Source organism: Streptomyces canus 299MFChir4.1 (assembly GCF_000383615.1).
In the GTDB taxonomy this organism is placed as follows: domain Bacteria; phylum Actinomycetota; class Actinomycetes; order Streptomycetales; family Streptomycetaceae; genus Streptomyces; species Streptomyces canus_C.
The window spans coordinates 108,690-130,340 of the sequence record NZ_KB911591.1; the positions used below are offsets into that span (position 1 = coordinate 108,690).

21 protein-coding genes are annotated in these 21,651 nt (G+C 71.3%); 16 read left to right on the forward strand and 5 right to left on the reverse strand.

Annotated elements, in window-relative coordinates:
• Window positions 1-49 precede the first annotated feature (49 nt).
• Together H293_RS0122925 and H293_RS0122930 are read left to right on the forward strand one after the other, a co-directional pair.
• On the forward strand, window positions 50-1,069 hold the full coding sequence (locus tag H293_RS0122925) for an aldo/keto reductase (protein WP_020120180.1): 1,020 nt from the start codon (window positions 50-52) through the stop codon (window positions 1,067-1,069).
• 446 nt (window positions 1,070-1,515) lie between these two features.
• Complete coding sequence (locus H293_RS0122930; protein ID WP_020120181.1) at window positions 1,516-2,433, forward strand: LLM class flavin-dependent oxidoreductase; 918 nt, start codon at window positions 1,516-1,518, stop codon at window positions 2,431-2,433.
• Here H293_RS0122930 and H293_RS0122935 read toward each other — a convergent pair.
• Window positions 2,396-3,304, reverse strand: a complete 909-nt coding sequence (locus H293_RS0122935) for a glycoside hydrolase family 16 protein (protein WP_020120182.1) — start codon at window positions 3,302-3,304, stop codon at window positions 2,396-2,398. The two genes, H293_RS0122930 and H293_RS0122935, sit on opposite strands and share 38 nt — an antisense overlap.
• 175 nt (window positions 3,305-3,479) lie before the next feature.
• Entirely contained in the window at window positions 3,480-3,797 is a 318-nt protein-coding gene (locus tag H293_RS0122940) for a hypothetical protein (protein WP_020120183.1), read from the reverse strand.
• Between the two features lie 555 nt (window positions 3,798-4,352).
• Here H293_RS0122940 and H293_RS0122945 point away from each other — a divergent pair.
• Genes H293_RS0122945 through H293_RS0122955 form a run of 3 tightly spaced genes read left to right on the forward strand, consistent with a single transcriptional unit; the run spans window position 4,353 to window position 7,642 of the window.
• Window positions 4,353-5,546: a PP2C family protein-serine/threonine phosphatase gene (locus H293_RS0122945; protein WP_020120184.1), complete on the forward strand. Its 1,194-nt coding sequence runs from the start codon at window positions 4,353-4,355 to the stop codon at window positions 5,544-5,546.
• Between the two features lie 42 nt (window positions 5,547-5,588).
• Window positions 5,589-7,199: a sensor histidine kinase gene (locus H293_RS0122950; protein ID WP_020120185.1), complete on the forward strand. Its 1,611-nt coding sequence runs from the start codon at window positions 5,589-5,591 to the stop codon at window positions 7,197-7,199.
• On the forward strand, window positions 7,196-7,642 hold the full coding sequence (locus H293_RS0122955; RefSeq protein ID WP_020120186.1) for a response regulator: 447 nt from the start codon (window positions 7,196-7,198) through the stop codon (window positions 7,640-7,642). The genes H293_RS0122950 and H293_RS0122955 overlap by 4 nt, the downstream gene beginning before the upstream one ends.
• Before the next feature lie 66 nt (window positions 7,643-7,708).
• Here H293_RS0122955 and H293_RS0122960 read toward each other — a convergent pair whose 3' ends face one another.
• Window positions 7,709-8,446 (reverse strand): TioE family transcriptional regulator, encoded by a 738-nt coding sequence (locus H293_RS0122960; protein ID WP_028808101.1) that lies wholly within the window; start codon window positions 8,444-8,446, stop codon window positions 7,709-7,711.
• A gap of 58 nt (window positions 8,447-8,504) precedes the next feature.
• On the opposite strand from H293_RS0122960, the gene H293_RS0122965 reads away from it, so the two are divergent.
• The 3 genes from H293_RS0122965 to H293_RS0122975 all read left to right on the forward strand — a co-directional run bounded on the left by H293_RS0122965 (window position 8,505) and on the right by H293_RS0122975 (window position 11,277).
• Window positions 8,505-9,707, forward strand: coding sequence for an erythromycin esterase family protein (locus H293_RS0122965; protein WP_020120188.1), 1,203 nt, complete (start codon window positions 8,505-8,507; stop codon window positions 9,705-9,707).
• Between the two features lie 230 nt (window positions 9,708-9,937).
• Window positions 9,938-10,711: a chitosanase gene (locus H293_RS0122970; protein WP_259294515.1), complete on the forward strand. Its 774-nt coding sequence runs from the start codon at window positions 9,938-9,940 to the stop codon at window positions 10,709-10,711.
• A gap of 131 nt (window positions 10,712-10,842) precedes the next feature.
• Complete coding sequence (locus H293_RS0122975) at window positions 10,843-11,277, forward strand: hypothetical protein (RefSeq protein ID WP_020120190.1); 435 nt, start codon at window positions 10,843-10,845, stop codon at window positions 11,275-11,277.
• Between the two features lie 56 nt (window positions 11,278-11,333).
• Here H293_RS0122975 and H293_RS0122980 read toward each other — a convergent pair whose 3' ends face one another.
• A complete protein-coding gene (locus tag H293_RS0122980; RefSeq protein WP_020120191.1) occupies window positions 11,334-11,945 on the reverse strand; it encodes a hypothetical protein in 612 nt (203 codons plus the stop codon).
• Between the two features lie 427 nt (window positions 11,946-12,372).
• Between H293_RS0122980 and H293_RS0122985 the strand changes: the two genes are divergently transcribed.
• The 7 genes from H293_RS0122985 to H293_RS0123015 all read left to right on the forward strand — a co-directional run bounded on the left by H293_RS0122985 (window position 12,373) and on the right by H293_RS0123015 (window position 20,480).
• Window positions 12,373-14,091, forward strand: a complete 1,719-nt coding sequence (locus H293_RS0122985) for a SpoIIE family protein phosphatase (RefSeq protein WP_020120192.1) — start codon at window positions 12,373-12,375, stop codon at window positions 14,089-14,091.
• 154 nt (window positions 14,092-14,245) lie between these two features.
• Window positions 14,246-15,367 (forward strand): DUF475 domain-containing protein, encoded by a 1,122-nt coding sequence (locus H293_RS0122990; protein ID WP_020120193.1) that lies wholly within the window; start codon window positions 14,246-14,248, stop codon window positions 15,365-15,367.
• A gap of 79 nt (window positions 15,368-15,446) precedes the next feature.
• The gene (locus tag H293_RS0122995) at window positions 15,447-16,211 is read left to right on the forward strand and encodes a DUF4097 family beta strand repeat-containing protein (protein WP_028808103.1); all 765 of its coding nucleotides are present in this window, start codon (window positions 15,447-15,449) and stop codon (window positions 16,209-16,211) included.
• A 227-nt stretch (window positions 16,212-16,438) separates the two neighbouring features.
• On the forward strand, window positions 16,439-16,669 hold the full coding sequence (locus tag H293_RS0123000; protein ID WP_020120195.1) for a DUF5133 domain-containing protein: 231 nt from the start codon (window positions 16,439-16,441) through the stop codon (window positions 16,667-16,669).
• Window positions 16,670-16,788: 119 nt separating this feature from the next.
• A complete protein-coding gene (locus H293_RS0123005) occupies window positions 16,789-18,447 on the forward strand; it encodes a catalase (protein WP_020120196.1) in 1,659 nt (552 codons plus the stop codon).
• Between the two features lie 85 nt (window positions 18,448-18,532).
• Window positions 18,533-19,882: a diacylglycerol/lipid kinase family protein gene (locus H293_RS49850; RefSeq protein WP_020120197.1), complete on the forward strand. Its 1,350-nt coding sequence runs from the start codon at window positions 18,533-18,535 to the stop codon at window positions 19,880-19,882.
• On the forward strand, window positions 19,875-20,480 hold the full coding sequence (locus tag H293_RS0123015; protein ID WP_020120198.1) for a phosphatase PAP2 family protein: 606 nt from the start codon (window positions 19,875-19,877) through the stop codon (window positions 20,478-20,480). The genes H293_RS49850 and H293_RS0123015 overlap by 8 nt, the downstream gene beginning before the upstream one ends.
• Before the next feature lie 18 nt (window positions 20,481-20,498).
• Here H293_RS0123015 and H293_RS0123020 read toward each other — a convergent pair whose 3' ends face one another.
• The gene (locus H293_RS0123020; protein WP_020120199.1) at window positions 20,499-21,146 is read right to left on the reverse strand and encodes a hypothetical protein; all 648 of its coding nucleotides are present in this window, start codon (window positions 21,144-21,146) and stop codon (window positions 20,499-20,501) included.
• A gap of 203 nt (window positions 21,147-21,349) precedes the next feature.
• Here H293_RS0123020 and H293_RS49855 point away from each other — a divergent pair, with 203 nt between their 5' ends.
• Window positions 21,350-21,643, forward strand: coding sequence for a hypothetical protein (locus tag H293_RS49855; RefSeq protein WP_020120200.1), 294 nt, complete (start codon window positions 21,350-21,352; stop codon window positions 21,641-21,643).
• Window positions 21,644-21,651 lie beyond the last annotated feature (8 nt).

Below are 21,651 nucleotides of genomic sequence, written 5' to 3' on the forward strand. Positions count from 1 at the left end.
CGGGCCGCGCCATGCCGTACGGCCTCATCCGCCCTGGAGGAACACGCTCATGCAGTACCGCACCTTGGGCCGCACCGGTGTGCAGGTCAGCTCCCTCGCGCTCGGCGCGATGAACTTCGGCAGGATCGGCCGCACCACTCAGGAGGAGGCCACCGCGATCGTCCACGCCGCTCTGGAGGCCGGCGTCAACGTCATCGACACCGCCGACATGTACGGCGACGGCGAGTCGGAGGAGATGGTCGGCAAGGCCATCACCGGTCGCCGCGACGACATCGTGCTGGCCACCAAGGCCGGCCTGCCCATCGGTGAGGAACGCAACCACCGGGGCAGTTCGCGCCGCTGGCTCGTCACCGAACTGGAGGCCAGCCTGCGCCGCCTCGGCGTGGACCACGTCGACCTGTACCAGATCCACCGCTGGGACCCGAACACCGGCGACGAGGAGACGCTGTCGGCCCTGACCGACCTGCAACGCGCCGGAAAGATCCGCTACTTCGGCTCCTCCACCTTCCCCGCCCACCGCATCGTGCAGGCCCAGTGGGTCGCCCGCGAGCACCGGCTGAGCCGCTACGTCACCGAACAGCCCAGCTACTCCGTCCTCCAGCGCGGCATCGAGGCCCACGTCCTGCCCGTGACGCAGGAGTACGGCCTCGGCGTACTGGTGTGGAGCCCGCTGGCCTCGGGCTGGCTCTCGGGCGCGATCCGCGAGGGCCGGGACATCACCACCCACCGTTCGGCGTTCCTGCCCCAGCGCTTCGACATGACACTCCCCGCCAACCGGACCAGGCTCGACGCCGTCGAACGACTGGCCAAGGTCGCCGAGGACGCGGGCCTCACCCTCATCCGGCTCGCGCTCGGTTTCGTGACCGCACACCCCGGCGTGACCAGCGCCCTCATAGGCCCCCGCACGATCGACCACCTCCACGCCCAACTCGCCGCCGCGGACACCGTCCTGACCCCCGACGTACTCGACGCGATCGACGAGATCGTCGCTCCCGGCACCGACTTGGCTCCGCAGGAGAACCACGACACCCCGCCCGCGCTCCTGGACCGGTCACTGCGTCGTCGCTGATGTGCGGGAGCCCCATACGACGGAGGGCCCGCGGCCAATTCGGGTCGGTCACCCGCGCGACCGGCTCACGGCTGCGGACAGCGTCCTGCCGGGCCGGTGTGCTCGACGCGATCGTCGCCCCCCGTGCCCCCGCACGGTCGACCACGTCCACGCCCAACTCGCCGCCGCGGAGATCGTCCTGACCGCCGATGTGCTCGATGCGATCGGCGAGATCGTCGCCCCGGGCGTGACCAGTGCGCAGCGTAGGCCCCCGCGCGGTGGGACTTCGCGCCCAACTCGCCGCCGCGGACGCCGTCCTGACCGTCGACGTGCTCGATGCGATCGGCGGGTCGCCGCCCGGACACGGACCCGGCCCCGCCCGAGAACCACAACACGCCGCCCTCACTTCTCGCCCCGCCCCGCCGCTGACCGGCGGGGGAGACCCGTACGAAAGGAACCCACCGCCCATGCCGCATCACCCCCCGCCCAGCTTCGGGATCATGACCGCCCCCATGCAGGTCGACTACCACGACATCCTGCGGGTCTGGCGCGAGGCGGACGCCGTTCCCGGCATCGAGCACGCCTGGCTCTTCGACCACCTCATGCCGATCGGCGGTGACCCCGACGGACCCGCCTACGAAGGGTGGACGCTCCTCGCGGCCCTGGCCGCCCAGACCCGACGGCTACGGCTCGGCGTCATGGTGACCAGCAACCGCTTCCGGCCGCCCGCGATGCTGGCCAAGATCGCCACGACGGTCGACGTCGTCTCCGGCGGTCGGCTCGACTTCGGTATCGGTGTCGGCTCCCGCCCGGACCACCCCCTGGCGAGGCGCGAGTACGAGGCCCACGGCCTGCCCTTCCACGACGCCGCGCACGCGGTGGCGAGCCTCGCCGAGGCATGCACGGTGATCAAGAGGCTGTGGACCGAGGAGAAGCCCTTCGACCACCACGGCACCCACCACCACCTCACCGGCGCCTTCGGCAACCCCAAACCGGTCCAGCGCCCCCACCCCCCGATCCTCATCGGCGGCCGCTCGTCAGCGACCCTGCGCACAGCGGCCCGTCACGCCGACCTGTGGAACATCCCCGGAGGCGACATCGACGACGTCACCCGTCGCAGCGCCCTGCTGGACCGCTACTGCGAGGAGATCGGCCGCGATCCGGCCGAGATCACCCGCTCGATCCACCTGCCGGTCTCCTACGACCGTCCGGGCCCCACCCGCGACGCGATCAGCGAGGCGACCGACGCCGGCTTCACCCACATCGTGCTCGGTCTGCCGTCGCCCTACCCCGCCCACGTCGCCCGGTGGGTCGCCGACGAACTCGTCGGTCCCTCGGCCCGACCGGTCACTTCCAGCCGTACGCGTACGCCGCCACCCACGTGATGTCGAGCTGCGCGCTGCTGCCCGGCGCCGCCCCCGGACCCTCCAGGGCGCTCTCGTTCTGGAGCACCCAGGACAGGGGAAGGCCCGGCACACCACGGGTGTCGTGACCCGTCTGCCGACCGTCGACGAAGAACCGGACGTGGCCCGGCGTCCACTCGGTGGACACGGTGTGCCACCGCGTCCAGTCGTCGCTCCCCGGGAAGTAGCCCTGCTCACCGCCGCCGCAGGGGTGGTGGAAGGAGCTGAGGGTGCCGGTCCACTCGCCCTCGGGGTGGTCCATCTCGCAGCCCCCGCCGTAGTGCAGCCACGCGGACTTGTACCCGGGAGCCGGCTTCGTGACCTTGATGCGCGCGCTGTACTTGCCGTACTTCATCTGCATCACCGCACGCGGCACCAGCGCCGCGGCATGCACGGGGCCGCCGTCCGCGGGCCGCCACATCCGGATCGACATCCGCCCGTCGCCGTTCGCGGCGGGACCGACGCTCACGGTGTCCTCCGGGTGGTAGACGCCCACCACGTCCCGCCCCCGACTGGCGGCCGTGTCGGGCCAACCCGTCGGGTACGCCCACCAGTTGTCCCGGTACTTCCCCTTCAGGCCCCCGCAGTGGGCCGCGGACGTGTCGACGTCGTGCTCGCAGTCGCTGAACGAACCCAGCGGCACCCGGTCGCCGTTGAAGTCCTCAGCGAGGACCTGCCAGAAGGGCCCGCAGTCACCACGGGGAAGGCGCGTGGCGGTGGTCCGGCAGGCGTCGGCCGGAGCGGGGGCCCCATCGGCCCGGGGGAGGCCGAGGAGGCCGCCGCCCACGAGCAGGAGGCTCGCGGCCGTCACCAGGATCCGTTTGTGGTGGTGCGGCGCTGCGTGTGAACCCATCCCGAGGCTCCTTCAGGCGGCCGACGCCGTCCGCCCTTGCCTCGCGGAGCACCGGAAGGCCATGAACCGCGGCGGAGCGGACCGCACTTCGCGAAGGAACATCCTCGCCCGCCGCACCGCGCGGCGCCATCCCCAGGACGCGCCGCGAACCGGAGGGCCCGCTCCGCCGGCCGCCTCAGAACTCGCTGTCGATGCCGGTCACGACCGCCGGGCCCAACGGGGCGTCCTCCTCTTCCAGGCCGCTGTCCCGCAGGGCCCCGGAGACCAGCCGTACCGCTTCGGCCTCCGCCTGCAACCGGTCCGGGGCCTCGACCTCCACCCGGGCGGCGAACATGCCGTCCTCCTCCACGGACAGCACACTCAGCTCCTCGCTCTCCCCGAGATCGGTGTTCCTGGGGTCCTGAGGCCGAAGCCTTCGTCCGATGTCCGAGCGGACGCTGTCGGGCACTTCCCGCAGGAAGGTGCCGGGGACGGTGATGACGTAGGTGGTCACGGGGACTCCTTTCTGACGTCCTACCCGGTTCCCCGTGATTCCGATCGGAACCGAAGGCGCACGGCTCCGGATGTGGAGGAGGCGTGTCGCCCACGGTGGTTTTCTGGAACCGTCCCTGCATGGTCACGCCGGTCGGGGGTAAGCGCGGCCAGAACACTGAATCTCGGGATGGGCGGACGATGACGGCGTCGGTGACGGCTGGCACGGGTACGGCGGAGCTGGAGGGGGAGGCCCCCGCACGGGGCGGCGTCGAGCTCGGCCACGCCCCGCGTGACACCGGCGGCCACCCTGCGAATCCCTCTGGCCCTCGCGAGGAACTGAGCGGGGAGTGAAGATCGCTTACGAGGAGCAGGACTGCCGAGGCGGCCGCACGGCCCCGCCTGAGGACCGGCCCACGGGTGGACGCGCTGTCCACCGCCGTGGGCGACGGGTGAACATCGGATCGTCGCTCTGACCGTGTTCCCGGCGTTGTCCTGGACAACGGCCGGCGGCAGGCGACAAGTATGCAGTGGGGAGGCCGGGACGAGAGTGATCTCGGGGACTGAGGCTGCCGCATTGGTGTCCACGGCGGCAGCCGGTGCCGAGACGGCGTGGGAGCACCGGGAGCCGTCGGTTCTCCTCGTGGAGGACGATCCCGGCGACGCGGTGCTCGTGGAGGAACTGGTCGTCGACGGCGCCGTGAAGATGCGGCTGCGATGGGCGCGGTCGATGGCCGAGGCCGCCGAGGTGCTGGCCACCGAGACACCCGACTGCGTCCTGCTGGACCTGCACCTGCCGGACGCCCAGGGTCTTGAGGCGGTCTCGCGCGTCCAGGGGCTGGCCGAGCAGGTGGCCATCGTGGTCCTCACCGGCCTCGCCGAGGAGCAGACCGGACTCGCCGCGGTCGCGGCCGGCGCACAGGACTACCTGGTCAAGGGCCGGGTCGAGCCCGAGCTGTTCGGGCGGGCAGTGCGCTACGCGATCCAGCGCAAGCAGACCGAGCAGGCGGCGGTGGCCCTCCAGGCCGGCGCACTCCAGGCGCAGGAGAACGCCCGCCTGGAGCGTGGCCTCCTGCCCCGCCCCCTGCTGCGCGCCGAAGGCGTCCAGGTGGTGGCCCGCTACCGGCCCGGACGCGCCCAGACGCTGCTGGGCGGCGACTTCTACGACATCGTCCAGAGCGCCGACGGCACCCTCCACGCCCTCATCGGGGACGTCTCCGGGCACGGCCCGGACGAGGCGGCCCTGGGAGTCGCCCTGCGGATCGCCTGGCGCACCCTCGTCCTCAGCGGGATCACCGGCGCGCAGCAGATGGCCCGCCTGGAGGAACTGCTGATGGCCGAGCGGGCCCGTGACGAGGTCTTCGCGACCCTCGTGACCCTGGCCGCCGTCCCGGGAGAGCAACAGGCCCACGTCGTCCGAGCCGGTCATCACGGCCTGCTCCGGCGCAGCGGGACGGACGTGGAGTGGGTGGAGGTGCCCGGCGGACCGGCCCTGGGCATGGTCCCGGGCGGCGCGAGGTGGCCGACCGCGGAACTGGCGGTGCCCGCGGGCACGTCGGTGGTGCTCTTCACCGACGGCCTCTTCGAGGGGCACGTGAGCCGGGGCACGGAACGCCTCGGCGAGGAAGGACTGCTGGCCCTCGCCCGGGAGGGAGCCGCCCTGGAACCGGAGGCCTTCGTGGACCGGCTGATAGAGAAGGCCGAGAGCCTCGCCGAAGCGCGGGGCGGCCTGGCCGACGATGTGGCCGTCGTCCATCTGAACTGGAACTGAGTGAGTGGGAGCACGGTGTCGGACCGCATGGTGAGGCGAGGGATGGGCGCGGTGTGGAGGGGGCGTCGGCTGACGGTACAGGGGTGGTTCTACCTGCTGCTGGCCGTCATGACGCTGCTGGTGGTGGTCGGCAGCGTGGTCGGCGCCGGTCTGCTCGGCCGGACGGCGGAGGTGAGCGACCAGCTGCTGCGCCGTACCCAGCCCGCGCAGACCGAGGCGTACCGGCTGCAGGCGGCCCTGGCCAACCAGGAGACGGGTGTCCGCGGTTACGCGATCTCCGCCGACCGGCAGTTCCTCACCCCGTACACCCAGGGCAAACGCGACGAGGCAGGCTCGGCCGCCCGGCTGCGCGGGTTGATCGGCGACCGGCCCGAACTGCTGGCCGACCTCAAAGCCATCGAAACCCAGGCGGCCGACTGGCGCCGCACCTACGCCGAACCCCTCGCCGCCTCGGTCACGCCAGGCCGTCCGAAGCCGCTGGACCAGCAGAAGGCCGATCAGGGCAAGAAGGAGTTCGACCGGCTGCGCACCCTGTGGGCCCGGCAGAACACCGACCTGGCGAAAGCGGTGGAGAAGGGCCGGGCCCATCTCATCCATGAACGGCACGTGCGCGACTCGGTCCTGGCGAGCATGGTCGCGGTCTTCCTGCTGGCCGGAATCGCCTGCGCCGTCCTGGTCCGGGTCCTGGTGACCCGCCCGCTGGAGGCGCTGGCCACGGCGTCCAGGCGGGTGGCGGGCGGCGACTTCTCGTACGTCATCACCGGCGGCGGGCCGGCCGATCTGACGGCGGTGGCCAATGCCGTCGAAGGCATGCGCTGGCATGTGGTGGCCGAACTCGAGGCATCCCGCGCACAGGAGCAGGAGCTGACCAGGCAGGCCGCCGACCTGGACGCCCAGACCGAGGAACTGCGCCGCTCCAACGCGGAACTGGAGCAGTTCGCCTACGTCGCCTCCCACGATCTCCAAGAGCCGCTGCGCAAGGTCGCCTCCTTCTGCCAGCTGCTGGAGAAGCGTTACGGCGACGTCCTCGACGACCGTGGCCGGCAGTACGTCGACTTCGCCGTCGACGGGGCCCGGCGCATGCAGGTCCTCATCAACGACCTGCTGACCTTCTCCCGGGTCGGGCGGGTCAACGACGCCCGGGTGCCGGTCGGCCTCGACCAGGCGCTCGACAAGGCCCTGGCCAACCTCGGGACCGCCGTCGAGGAGTCCGGCGCCCGCGTCGACCGCCCGGAGCAGCTGCCCGAGGTCGTCGGGGACCCCACCCTGCTGGCCATGCTCTGGCAGAACCTGGTCGGCAACGCCCTCAAGTTCCGCCATCCCGACCGCACTCCGCACGTCTCCATCACCTGCGGAACGGACCCCGACGAACCCGACAGCCTGCTGGTGTCCGTCACGGACAACGGCATCGGCATTCCCGAGCAGTTCACGGAGAAGGTGTTCATCATCTTCCAGCGGCTGCACGGCCGGGACGCCTACGGTGGTACCGGCATCGGTCTGGCACTGTGCAAGAAGATCGTGGAACAACATGGTGGCAAGATCTGGATCGACACCGCACACACGGACGGCACGCGCTTCTGCTTCGCCCTTCCGTCCATCGCCGAGAGCCCGGAGGCGTCCGGTATCGGCACCGAGGAGAAGGTCCTGACATGACCACCCCAGGCGCCAGCCCCATCGACGTGCTCCTCGTCGAGGACGACCCCGGCGACGAGCTGATGACCCGTGAGGCGTTCGAGGACAACAAGATCGGCAACACCCTCCACGTGGTCCGGGACGGCGAGGAGGCACTGGACTTCCTCTACCGGCGCGGCGACCACACGGACGCGCCTGAGCCCGACCTCATCCTGCTCGACCTCAACCTGCCCAAGTACGACGGGCGTCAGGTCCTGGAGAAGATCAAGTCCGACCCGGAGCTGGCCCACATCCCCGTCGTCGTCCTCACCACCTCCGCGGCCGAGGAGGACATCCTGCGCAGCTACAAGCTGCACGCCAACGCCTATGTCACCAAGCCGGTGGACCTGGACCAGTTCATCGCCGCGGTGCGTCAGATCGACGACTTCTTCGTCCAGGTCGTCCGTCTGCCCCGCCACTTCTGAAGCCGCTGCCCGACCGGCGGGCCGTAAGGGAACCGTCCGTGCCCCGCCCGGTCGGCGACAGAGGGCTCATCCGCGCTCGCGGAGGTACGCCTCCAGCTCCGCGGCCCCGGCCAGCATCGCCCGGCCGCGGGCGGAGAGCCGGCTCCGCCAGTCGCACAGCGCGTCCTGAAGCGGCTCAAGGCCGCCGGCCTCCCGCACCTGGGCGATCAGCGGGGCGATCTGCTCCAGCAGATGGCCGCCCCGCCTGAGCTGATGGGTCAGCCGGGCGTCCCGTACGGCGGCCTCGTCGTACACGCGATACCCGGTCAGCGGGTCACGGTGCGGCCGCACCAGCCCGGCACGCTCCCATTTGCGCAGTGTCGCGGGCCGGATTCCGAGCCTGCCGGCCAGCGGCCCGATGAACGTCACCCCGGGCCCGGACCCGGTCTGTACGGCCGTTTCGGACACCGTGGCGGGGTCCAGGTCGTGCAGCGCCCGCTCCACGGCCCGGAGGGTCCGCCGGTCGTCGAGGAGTTCGGCGTGGCTCTCGTCGACGAGCCGGAACGCGTCGTCGACGGCGCCCTCGTTCACCGCCCGCATGATCGCGGTGGCCGTCCGATGCCCGTGGCCCGGCAGCAGGGCGAGGAAGGCGCGCAGGGCGCTCGCGTGCAGCGGGGTGTAGACGCGGTAGCCGTGCGGTGTGCGACCGGCGGCCGGAAGGATGCCGGCCTCCTCGTAGTTCCGCACCGCCTGGGTGGACAGCCCGTGCCCGCGCGCCAGGTCGACCGGCCTGAGGCGCCCCTCGTTTTGAAGCTTTCTTCCCACGTCAGCGACCATATCGCGGAAAAGTTTCAACCGAAGGTTGAACGATAGCGTTGAAGGCATGGCGACTGACATCAAGGACACCGCCCATGCCGTCGACGCTGCCGCCGTCATGGGACTGCTCCCCTCCCGGCCCCGGCTGCTCGCCCTGGGCGAGCCCACCCACGGCGAGGACACCCTGCTCGAACTGCGCAACGAGCTCTTCCGGCAGCTCGTGGAGCAGGAGGGTTACCGGACGATCGCGCTCGAGAGCGACTGCATGCGGGGCCTGCTGGTGGACGACTTCGTCACCGCGGGCACAGGCACCCTCGACGAGGTCATGGAGCAGGGATTCAGCCACGGTTGGGGCTCCTCCGCGGCCAACCGCGCACTCGTGCGCTGGATGCGCGCGCACAACGACGGCCGGCCCGCGTCCGAGCGGGTCCGCTTCGCGGGCTTCGACGGCCCGCTGGAGATCACGGCCGCAGCGAGCCCCCGACAGGCCCTCACCGCCCTCCACGGTTACCTCGCGGCTCAGGTGGACGCAGAACTGCTTCCGTGCACCGCGCCGACACTCGACCGCCTGCTCGGCGCGGACGACCGGTGGACCGATCCCGCCGCGATGACGGACCCGGCGCAGTCGGTGGGGCGGTCGGCCGACGCGGACCGGCTGCGGCTGCTCACCGACGAACTGGTGACGCTGCTCGATGCCGGGGCACCGCACCTGATCGCGGAGACCTCGCGGGACGACTGGGACCGCGCGTGCCTGTACGGGCGCACAGCGGCCGGTCTGCTGCGCTACCACCACGGGATGGCCGACACCTCGCCGGCCCGTATGACGCGCCTGTGCGCGCTGCGGGACTCGATGATGGCCCACAACCTCCTCGCCCTCGCCGCCCGCGGGCCTGTACTCGTCCACGCCCACAACTCCCATCTCCAGCGCGAGAAGAGCTCGATGCGGATGTGGGAGGGCCGGGTGGAGTGGTGGAGCGCCGGCGCGCTGGTGAGCGCGCGGCTGGGCGAGGAGTACGCCTTCGTCGCCACGGCCCTCGGCACGATCCGCCACCAGGGAGTGGACGCACCGCACCGGGACACCGTCGAGGGACTCCTGTACGCCCTCCCGCAGGACCACTGCCTCATCGACCCCCGACGCCTGGCCACCGCACTCGGCGACGCGGCGCCCGCGCCCCGCGTGTCCCCCTGGTTCGGCTACGCCCCGCTCGACCCGGCCCACTTGGCGACCATCGACGGCCTGGTGTTCGTCAAGGACGTCCCGCGGAGCTAGCCGCTGCCGTCCTCCGGTTGGTCGAACTCACGTATCACTGACTGTTATTCGTTCGAATCTACGAACTTCCCGCGTAGTGGGTTACTGATCGCGCCCCGCACTGGTAGGAAACCTTCCTAACAACCAGGTCTGGACCAACTCTCCACCCCCCACCTCCACTTGGAGCCCCCGTGGAACCTGACACAGTGCACCCGGCCGCCCACCCGTCCCGCCGCACCCTGCTCGCTCTGATGGGAGCGGCGACCTGCGCCGGGATGCTCAGCTCCGTGCCCGCCGCGGCGGCGTCCGCGGCCGCACCGGGCCTCGACGACCCCGCGAAGAAGGAGATCGCCATGAAGCTGGTGTCGAGCGCGGAGAACTCCTCGCTCGACTGGAAGGCGCAGTACCGGTACATCGAGGACATCGGTGACGGTCGCGGGTACACCGCCGGCATCATCGGCTTCTGCTCCGGAACCGGAGACATGCTCGACCTCGTCCAGCTGTACGCCGACCGCAAGCCCGGCAACGTCCTCGCCAAGTACCTGCCGGCGCTGCGCCGCGTCGACGGCACCGACTCCCACAGCGGCCTGGACCCGAACTTCCCCGCCGACTGGCGCAAGGCCGCCCAGGACACGGCGTTCCAGCAGGCGCAGAACGACGAACGCGACCGTGTCTACTTCAACCCCGCCGTCAGGCAGGGCAAGACGGACGGGCTGCGCGCACTCGGCCAGTTCGCCTACTACGACGCCATCGTCATGCACGGCGACGGCGGCGACGCGACCAGCTTCAGCAGCATTCGCCGCCGGGCCCTGCGCACGGCCGAGCCCCCGGCCCAGGGCGGCAACGAGACGACGTACCTGAACGCCTTCCTCGACGCACGCGTGTGGGCGATGAAACAGGAGGAGGCACACAGCGACACCAGCCGGGTCGACACCGCCCAACGCGTCTTCCTGCGCAAGGGCAACCTCGACCTGAACCCGCCCCTGGACTGGAAGGTCTACGGCGACAGTTACCACATCGGCTGACGGAGAAGGGGCGACGGCCCGGTGCGCCACAGCGCCGGGCCGTCGACGCTCCCGGAAAGCGCGCCGACGACGCCATGCCGTGACATCGCTCTCGGCGCAGCGTGTTTGCCGTCGGAGCGAGCGGTAACGCGATGTCCATGAGTGAATCGAACGAGCAGACGAACCAAGATTCCGCGAACACTCGGACCGCGGCGGCGAAGGCCCGGCGTACCACGGCGAAGGCCACCGCCCCGGCCGCCAAGGCGGCGAACAAGGCCGCCACGAAGACGGATGACGCCGCGTCAGCGGGCAAGGAGGTGACGGAACGCACGGCCAAGACGGTGAGTGGTGCCGCACAGACCGCGGCCAAGAGCGTCGAGGCCGGCCGCCAGACCGTCGTCGCCGCCTCCGGGCAGGCGGCGGCCGTCGCCAAGACGGCCTGGACGGTGATCGCCCAGCGCAAGATCATCGCGGCGGGCGTGGGGGCGGGCCTGACCGCGCTGACCGCCACGTCCTACGCCGTCGGGCGGCGCGCCGGACGTCACACGCACGGTCCGATCACCCGCCTGACCGGCGGTCGGATCTGACGCGGCAGGGTGGGCCCGGAGGCATTCCTTCGCGGCGCGGGCGTACCGACTCCTTGTCACCGTTCCTGTGACAGCAGGTCGTTGAGCCGGGCGCCCGCCGCCCACCGCCGCAGAGCGGACCCGTCGAGCAGGCGGATCGTCCGCTCCCGGTGTGCCCACCGGATGTCGCGGGCGGTGAAGACACCGCGATGCACGACCAGACGCAGAGGCGACACCTGGTCCCCGCGGTGCGCGTGGGGATGCGGCACGTCCTCGTCGGGCAGGGGTTCCGCCACCGGCCGGAAGGCCACGTCGATGCGACGCCCGGCCGCGTCCCGGGCGCACAGGCGCGGCCGGTCCGGCGCGGGCACCAGCCGCACCCGCCACCCGTCCCGGCGCAGCATCCGGGCCACCGCCAACGCGAGTTGCTGGGTGTCGAGTTCGAGCAGCTCGTCCGCGGTGTAGTAGCCCAGACGACGGCGCGCGCCGGGGCGCCCGTGCCGTATCGCGACCGTGACGACCAAGGTCAGGACGACGACACCGGCGACCGGGACGCCGATCCCGGCGGCGCGGTACCCCGCGGCGAGCACGGCCGCCACCGCGCACACGGCCACCAGGACACCCGCGAAGGCGGGCAGCACGTCACGCAGCCTGGGGCCGTAGCGTCCCTGGTCCCGCAGCGCGCGCACGACGTGCCGTTTGCGTGATCGGCGCGACGGGGAGGGGCCGGATGTCCGCGATAGGCGTGCCACAGCCCCAGCCCTCCCCATGCCGCCGGTCCGCACCCGTCATTTCACGGATACCCAGCGCGCCGCCAAGTCCCGTGTGCGCAAGGCGAATTCGGCCACGTTCACCCAGCGCACGGAAGCGTCAGGGGGCGCGTCGGAAAACACCAGGACGCCCCCGCCTTCGAGCGCCACGACCTGGCACGGAGCGGTCCGCAGGCAAGGGCGTGTCACGGCCCCGCGCCACGCTCCGTGCCGACCCGGTTGCGAGTACTCGCTCACACGCGAGGCTGGATACATGCCCACCGGGGCACACGGGAAGGACAGGACGGCCGAGCGAACACGCCACAGACTGGCAGCGAGCGGCGCCGACCGGCGAGGAGAGGAAGACATGGCAGGGGCGGACGACACGGGGACCCTCGGGAGACGACCCCCGGCTGCATCCGCGGCGGGGCTCGCCGCCGCACTGGAGGCCATCGGGACCGCGGCGTACGTCGTGGACGAAGAAGGCCACGTCATCGCCGTGAACGCCCGCGCCGAAGAGTTGCTGGTCCGCCCCGCCGAGGAGTTCTACGGCCGCGACGCGCACGACCTGCTGCACCGGGACGCCCACGGCCACGTCCTGCCACGGAGCCGGTGCAGCATGCGGCAGGCCTTCCACGCCGGGCGCACCGCCCAGGCCGAGGGGGACCACTTCGAGTGCGGCGACGGCTCCCTGCTGCCCGTCTCGTGGCTGATCACGCCGTACGACGTGGACGGCCGGGTCGTCGGCACGCTCGTGCTCGTCCACGCCCAGTGCCCGCCGGAGACCGACAGCCCGCCCGAGACGGCGGCCCGGTCGATGCCGGAACTCGAGCGCCTAGCCCTGCTGGCCGAGACCACCACCCGTCTGACGTCCACCCTCGACGTCGAGGAGACGCTGCGGCGGCTGGTGACCCTGGTGGTGCCCCGGCTGGCGGACTGGGCCGTCGTCGACCTGATCACCGAGCGCGACGAGGTGTGGCGCACCGCCGTCGTCCACGCGGAGGGCGACGCCCTGGTGCGCCACGAGGACCTTCAGGGACCGATGCCTCCGATCCCGGAGGAATCGCCGATGCCCCTGTCCAGGGCGCTGCGCGGGGTCGCCTCCACCCTGGCCGGACCGCAGACCTACGAGCGGGACCCGGATTCCGGCATAGCGGTGGAACAGCGCCGCCTGTTCGAGGCCACCGGCATCCGCTCCGCCGCCATCGCCCCCATCCGCAGCACGCGTGCCGTCCTGGGCGCCCTCACCCTGGGCCGGGACAAGGACCCGGTGGACTTCACCACCGTCGATCTCCCGTTGATCGAGGACATCGCCCGCCGGGCCGGTCTGGCCCTGGACAACGCGCGTCTCTACCAGCGTCAGCGCAAGGTCGCCGAGACCATGCAGAACCACCTGCTGCCCCAGATGCCCCGGGTGCCCGGGCTGCAGATGACGGCCCGCTACCTGCCCGCTCCCGACGCCTCACAGGTCGGCGGCGACTGGTACGACGCCTTCACCCTCTCCGACGGCGCCACCGCGCTGGCGGTCGGGGACGTCGTCGGCCACGACCTGGAGGCCGCGGCGGGCATGGCACAACTGCGCAACATGCTCCGCGCCTACGCCTGGGCCCACCAGGAGCCGCCGAGCCGCATCGTCGCCCGGCTCGACGCGGCGGTCATGCACATCACCGACGTCACCATGGCCACCATGATCTTCGCCCGGGTCGAGGAGCGGGACGACGGCCACTGGGAACTGACCTGGACCAATGCCGGCCACCCGCCACCCCTCCTGATCAGCCACGACGGCCTGGCCCACTACCTCACCGACGGCCACGGCATCCTCCTGGGCACCGGCGTTCGCGCACCCCGCACCGACGCGACCGCCCTGCTGCCGCCCGGCTCCACGCTGCTGCTGTACACCGACGGTCTGATCGAGGCGGCGGGCCGTTCCCTCGACGAGGGGCTTTTGCACCTGCGCCGGCACGCCGCCGCCCTCGCCCACCGTCCGCTGGCCTCCTTCACCGACCAGGTGCTGCGCCGGGTGCGGCACGTCCGCAACGACGACGACGTCGCCCTGCTCGCCGTGCGAACGCCCGGCAGATCGTGACCCGGACCACCGGCCCGGCACCCGGACACGGCGGCGCCCGTCAACCCCCCGCGCCACTTCGGCGTCCCCTGACCGTGATAGACAACGCCCGTGGGCCCACGGGCCGTTTGCGCCCGCCATCCGGGCGACCGCTCGACAACAGGACTTGGTGCCAGTGATTCTGAAGACCTTTCGCTGGGCGTTCGCGGTCACCGCGCTCGGCCTGGCCGCAGGAGTGCTGTACGACGGCTGGGCCGCGTTCGGCATCGTGGCGATCCTGGCCGTGCTGGAGATCTCGCTCTCGTTCGACAACGCCGTGGTCAACGCCGGAATCCTGAAGAAGATGAACACCTTCTGGCAGAAGATCTTTCTCACGGTCGGTGTCCTGATCGCGGTGTTCGGCATGCGGCTGGTCTTCCCGGTCGTGATCGTCGCGATCACCGCGAAGCTCAATCCGTACGACGCGGTCCAGCTCGCCCTGACCGACAAGGACCGCTACCAGCAGCTGGTCACCGACGCGCACCCGGCGATCGCCGCGTTCGGCGGCATGTTCCTGCTGATGATCTTCCTGGACTTCATCTTCGAGGACCGCGACATCAAGTGGCTGGCCTGGCTGGAGCGGCCGCTCGCCAAGCTCGGCAAGGTCGACATGCTGTCGGTCTGCATCGCCCTGGTCGTCCTGCTGGTCACCGCGTTCACCTTCGCCACCCACGCCCACCAGCACGGCGGCGCCCACGCCGACAAGGCACAGACCGTCCTGATCTCCGGCATCGCGGGCCTGATCACCTACCTGGTCGTCGGAGGCCTCTCCGGGTACTTCGAGAACAGGCTCGAGGACGAGGAGGAACGCGAAAAAGAGGCCCAACGCTCCGGCGGGACCGGCTCACCGGTCAAACTGGCAGGGCAGGCCGCATTCTTCATGTTCCTCTACCTGGAGGTCCTCGACGCCTCCTTCTCCTTCGACGGCGTGATCGGCGCCTTCGCCATCACCAACGACATCGTCCTGATGGCGCTGGGCCTGGGCATCGGCGCGATGTACGTCCGGTCCCTGACCGTGTACCTGGTCCGCCAGGGCACCCTCGACGACTACGTCTACCTGGAGCACGGCGCCCACTACGCCATCGGCGCCCTCGCCGTGATCCTCATGGTCACCATCCAGTACCAGATCAACGAGATCATCACCGGCCTCGTCGGAGTGGTCCTGATCGGCTGGTCCTTCTGGTCCTCCGTGCGCCGCAACAGGCAGCTCGCGGCGACCGAGGGGGCGACGGAGACGGACTCGGTCCCGGTGCCGTAGCCCCGACGCGTCCGCCCCGCCGTCGGCCTCGCCGTCCGTCTCTGCCATGCCCACGGCGAACCGGGGCATCCGACGGGGTATGAAGGCGATGCCGACACGGCGCGTGACGCGCCTGATGGTGGTGCTGGCGCTGCTGCCCCTCGCCGGGGCCTGCAGCGACGATCACGACGGGGCGTTCGGCGGCCCCCCGGCGGTGGGAACACTCCGTGTTGCTGGCTCCGGCGAGCAGGTGGTGATCGTCACCGACAACGGCCTGCGGCTGCGCCCGGCCGACGGCCGCGGCGTCACCGTCGACGACCGCGTCGACGAGCACTGGTCCCACCACGGGAAGGTGTGGATGCTCGACCTGTCGTGCGCCCACCGGACCACGGGCGGCGGGGCCTGTCCCCGGATGCCGTACGTGGAGATCCCCGACGGCGTCAGCGTCGCGGCCACCGCCCGCAACGCCGGCGTCGACGTGGCGGGCGTCGCCGCCGCCCTGGACATCACGACCGTCAACGGCGATGTGACGGTGACCCGTTCCGGACGCGACGACGCCGACGTACGGCTGTCCACCCGCAACGGCTCGGTGCGCGCGACGAGCGTCGCGGCACGGCAGGTGCACGCGGCCACCACGAACGGTGACGTCGTCGTCGGATGCGCCGCGGTGCCGTCGGGCGTCAGCGCCGTGACCGTCAACGGCTCGGTCGACGTCACCGTGCCCCACGACAGCCCGCCCTACCGGGTCAGCGCGTCCACCGACAACGGCCGGGCCACCGTGGGCGTCCCCGTGCGCGACGCCGACCGGACCCACATCATGACGCTGACCACGGTCAACGGGGATGTCGACGCCCGCCGGGACTGACCCTCCGCCGGTCACGGCGGCGAGCGAATGTCGAAGATGCCGGCACTGGTTTGAGCTTGTTTCGCCAGGGCAGACGGCGGGTCAGGTGCTTGGGATCACAGGCCCACCGCGGAAGCGGCCGATCGCGGCTCTCCTTGGTGCGTGCCGCCGAGGCCTCTCCCGCGACAGTCCGAGTGACGGCGGCGGACGTGAACCGCCCCCACTCCCACTGCGTAGAGGAGCGAATCATGCTGATGGCCCACCCTGCCCTTCTCACCGACCTGCTCGAGCGCTACGAGGCGCTGCACGTCCTGCACGCGGAGGACGGCAGCGCCGGAGCGCGTCAGCGCCTTGAGGACGTGTCCTACACCCTGTGCATCGCCACGGGCACCCGTGACATCGAATCCGCCCTGGCAGCGGCCCGCCGTCAGGTGTCAGGCACCCGCCCCAAGGACGACTCACTGGTGGCGGGCGCATGACGTGAGTGGCGAGACCCGATCGGGTACTCGGGTGATCCGCCGAACACCGGCCGGAGGCGGCCCGCCGTACCAGGGGCCGCCCCCCGCCGTGAACCCGAGACCCTGAGGAGCCCCTGATCATGACGGACGAGTCCGGTACCGGTCCCGCTCCGGCGGACGACCCCAAGACGCTCACCAACCGCCAGGGCCACCCGGTCCACGACAACCAGAACCAGCGCACGGTCGGCGCCCGCGGGCCCGCCACCCTGGAGAACTACCAGTTCCTGGAGAAGATCAGCCACTTCGACCGGGAACGGATCCCCGAGCGCGTCGTGCACGCGCGCGGTGTGACCGCCTACGGCTGGTTCGAGTCCTACGGCGCCTGGGGCGACGAACCGATCGGCAGGTTCACCCGGGCCAAGCTGTTCCAGGAGCGCGGCAAGCGCACCGACCTCGCCGTCCGTTTCTCCACCGTCATCGGCGGGCGCGACTCCTCCGAGGCCGCCCGCGACCCCCGCGGCTTCGCCGTGAAGTTCTACACCGAGGACGGCAACTGGGACCTGGTGGGCAACAACCTGGGCGTGTTCTTCATCCGGGACGCGATCAAGTTCCCCGACGTCATCCACGCCCTCAAGCCCGACCCGGTCACCTTCGAGCAGCAGCCGCGCCGCATCTTCGACTTCATGTCGCAGACGCCCGAGTCGATGCACATGCTGGTCAACCTGTTCAGCCCGCGCGGCATCCCCGCGGACTACCGCCACATGCAGGGCTTCGGCGTCAACACCTACAAGTGGGTCAACGCCGACGGCGAGACCAAACTGGTCAAGTACCACTGGATGCCCAAGCAGGGCGTCCGCTCGATGACCGAGGAGGACGCCGCCAACGTGCAGGCCGACTCCCTGGGCCACGCCACCAAGGACCTGTACGAGGCGGTCACGCGCGGGGATCACCCCGAGTGGGAACTCCTGGTGCAGATGATGGACGACCACGACCATCCCGAGCTGGACTTCGACCCGCTGGACGACACCAAAACCTGGCCCGAGCAGGACTTCCCGCCGAGGCCGGTGGGCCGGATGGTGCTGGACCGGATGCCGGACAACTACTTCGCGGAGAACGAGCAGATCTCCTTCGGCACCGGTGTCCTCGTCGACGGACTGGACTTCTCCGACGACAAGATGCTGGTCGGCCGGACCTTCTCCTACAGCGACACCCAGCGCTACCGGGTCGGCCCGAACTACCTCCAGCTGCCGGTCAACCAGGCGAAGAACGCCGAGGTGCGCACCAACCAGCGTGACGGGCAGATGACGTACCACGTGGACGGCGGGGGCGAGAACCCCGTCGTCAACTACGAGCCGTCCATCACCGGCGGCCTGCGCGAGGCGCCGCACCCGACGCACGACGAACAGGGCCCGGAGATCCACGGCCGGCTCACCCGCAGGCGCATCCCCCGCACCAACGACTACCTGCAGGCGGGCCAGCGGTACCTGCTTCTGGAGGAGTGGGAGCGCGACGACCTGGTGAAGAACCTGACCGGTCTGCTCGCCCAGTGCGACCGGCCCGTGCAGGAACGCATGGTGTGGCACTTCCTGCTGGTCGAGAACGACCTCGGCCTCAGGATCGGTGAGGGCCTCGGCATCGGCCCCGACGACGTCGCCGGTCTTGAGCCGCTGGCCGGCCAGGACCTCACCGACGAGGACCGCAAGCGGCTGTCGAACCTCGGCACGAACCCGCCGCGTGACGTCGAGGGCCTGACCATGACCCACTGTGTGCCGGACGAACGGCACGTCGTGACCCGCTGAACCAGCGTGCACCAGGCCGGCACCGACGGCGAGAACGACAGCATGAGATCGTTGGGCCACCGATCCGTGAGAGGCGACCCGAACGATGAACGAGGTGGAGCCGGACGGCTCCGGCACCGCGGCGCGGACGCTGGCCCGGCTGGCTCTGCTCTGCCTGGCGGGAGTGGTCGCGGCGGTGGTGGCCGCGGGCCAGTGGCTGCTCCCGCTGCTGGGCCTCGTGGGCCTCGGCCTGGCAGGCGCGGGCATCTGGTGGGCGCTGGCCCACCGGGGCCTGGCGCGGCTGTGCGGCACCCTGCTGGCCGTGGCCGCGCCCGTCGCCGTCCTGGTCCTGTACGCGGTGTCCGGCCTGTGGCCGTTCGCGGCGGCGGCCCTGGGCCTGTGGGCGGCGGCACTGGCCTGTGCCAGAAGCGCACTGCGCCACCTGCGGGCACCGCGTGCCACCCACTCGCGTCCGGTCCGGCCGCCCCGCAGGCCGGTTCTGATCATGAATCCGCTGTCGGGCGGCGGCAAGGTCGTCCACCACGCACTGGTGGAGCGGGCCGAGGCCCTGGGCGCCCGGGTGGTCCTGCTCGACGTGGACGACAACCCCGATCCGGCGGCGCTGGCCCGCCAGGCCCTCGCGGAGGGCGCGGACCTGCTCGGCGTGGCGGGCGGGGACGGCACCCAGGCCCTGGTGGCGGGCGTGGCCGCGGACCACGACGTGCCGTTCATGGTCCTCGCCGCCGGGACCCGCAATCACTTCGCGATGGACCTGGGCCTGGACCGCGACGATCCGGCAAGCGGTCTCGAAGCCCTCACGCACGGCGTGGAGATCCGCGTCGACCTGGGGGACGTGGCGGGCCGGCCCTTCGTGAACACGGTCTCGTTCGGGACCTACGCGGAGATAGTGCAGAGCCCCGAATACCGCGATGCCAAGGCGTCCACCACGCTCGACCTGCTGCCGGACCTGCTGGCCGGCGGGGCCGGAGCACAGCTCACCGCGACGGCGGACGGCCGGCGGCTCGACGCCCCGCACGCGCTGCTGGTGAGCAACAATCCCTACGCGCAGGCCGGCCCGATGGGCGTCGGACGAAGGTCACGCCTCGACGGCGGCCGACTCGGTGTGATCAGCCTGCGGATCGAGGGCGCGGCACAGGCCGCCGAACTCGCGCTGCTGGGGGAGCGGGCCAGCGGGATCACCTCGTCGACCGCGCGCCGGGTGACCGTCACGGCCGACGCGGAGACGATCCCGGTGGCCGTGGACGGCGAAGCCCTGCTGCTGCCCCAGCCGGTCGTGTGCACCGTACGACCCAGGGCCCTGCGGGTGCGGGTACCGAGAAACCGTCCCGGCGCGCCGTACACTGCCCCGTCCGTGGACTGGCGCCGTGTGGTGCGCCTCGCCATCGAACGGACTCCCCTTCCGGCCGTCAAGAACCAGGAGCAGAGCGATGCTTGACCGACCGCAGCCCGAACAGCCCACCTCCCGAGAGCTGTTGCGCGACCTCGCCGCCCTCGACCAGGCGCTGTACGAGGCCGTCACGGTCACCCGGACACCGGCCCTGGACCACGCCCTGCGGCGGCTGTCGGCCGCGGCGGACCACTCCAAGATCTCGTTCACGATCGCCGGACTGCTCGCCCTGTGCCCCGGCCGGCCACGGCGCGCCGCCGCCCTCGGAGTCGCGGCCATCGGTGTCGCCTCCGCGACCGCGAACATGCTCGGCAAGCGCCTGGTGCGTCGGCCGCGTCCGCACCGCGCCGAGGACTCGCCGTTTCCGGGGCGGCACGTGCCGATGCCGGAGTCCGCGTCCTTCCCCTCGGGGCACACGGCGTCCGCGGTCGCCTTCGCGGCGGCGGTCGGACCCGCGCTGCCCGTCGCCACGGTGCCGCTGGGCCTGTTGGCCTGCGCGGTGGGCTACTCACGGATCCACACCGGAGTGCACTACCCGGGCGACGTGGTCGCCGGTGCCGTCCTCGGCACCGGAGCGGCCGCCGCGGTCCTCGCCGCCGCCGGACGGCACGGAAGCGGTCTCCGTCCCTCACGGCGGGCCGGCTGAACGAGCCCCGGGGGAACGTCAGTCCGACGGCCGGGAGCTGTCCTCGGAGGGCGCGGCAGCTTCGCCCGCGTCGGGTGTGGTGTAGAAGACCGAGGTTCCCTGCTTGGTGCGCTGGGCCTGGTTCCTGGCCACGAGACCTTCGAGCGTGGTGCGGACGACGGTGGTCTTGATCGTGCGCTCGGGGTGCTGCCCGCTGAGGGCGGTGGAGACCTCGGCCGCTGAGCGGGGTTCCTTCTGCCCGGCCAGATGGTCCCGGACAAGGTCGACGAGGGTGAGCCCGGACCGCGCGGCCGACGCCTTGGGCGCCGCCTTTTTCTCGGTCTTCTTCCCGGTCTTCTTTCCGGCCGGTGCGGTGGATTTCCGGGTGCCCGGGGTGGATTTCCGGGTGCCCGGCCGCTCGTTCGAGTCGGCGGCCTTCTTGCGCGGAGCGGGCACCGCCGCGGCGGGTGGGGTGGTGGACGGGACGGCTGTCGCCTGGGTGCCCAGGACCTGCTGGATGTTCTGCAGGACGGTGTGGTCGTGCCGCAGGGCGTCCAACTGGCCTTGGAGTGCCTCGATTTCCCCGCTGAGGCGCTCTTGTTCCTTGAGGTTGCGTTCGAGGTCACCGGCCACCTGGGTGCTGTACTGCGAGGTCAACTCGGTGGTGGCGGGGGCGGATTCGGACATGGGCTCGCACCTCTTCCTGGGGCATGGGCGTGCCGGGTCGCCTGCTTCCGGATGCGCGGTGACAACTTCGGCCGCACGCCTATGCCGTAGTGATACTACGCAGGACACCTGTCTTGTTCTGTTCTTGTGCCGCACCTGTAGGTCTGACGGCGCCCCCACGAACTGACTGCCTGCCGGACGGTGATCGGGGTACACGGGGCGGCATGACACACACCGACGACCTCACAGCGGTCAGGGCCAAGAGGCAACTGCGCCGCATCCGGGCCTTCTACGCGGCCGGCGTCATCCTGTGGACGGCGTCGTCGGCCTGGACCATGTGGGACTCTCCCGGCACCCGGCCCATGTGGACCTCCTTGCTGCTGTTGGCCGTCTTCACGGGCCTGCTGGCCATGGCCTCCCGGTGGCTGTGGCGTCTCGAGCCGTCCGGTTCGGCCCGGCCTTCTCACCACGCCGCGTTCTCCGGGCGGACCGGGCGCCACGCGGTGTCCAAGACCTGATCATCCTG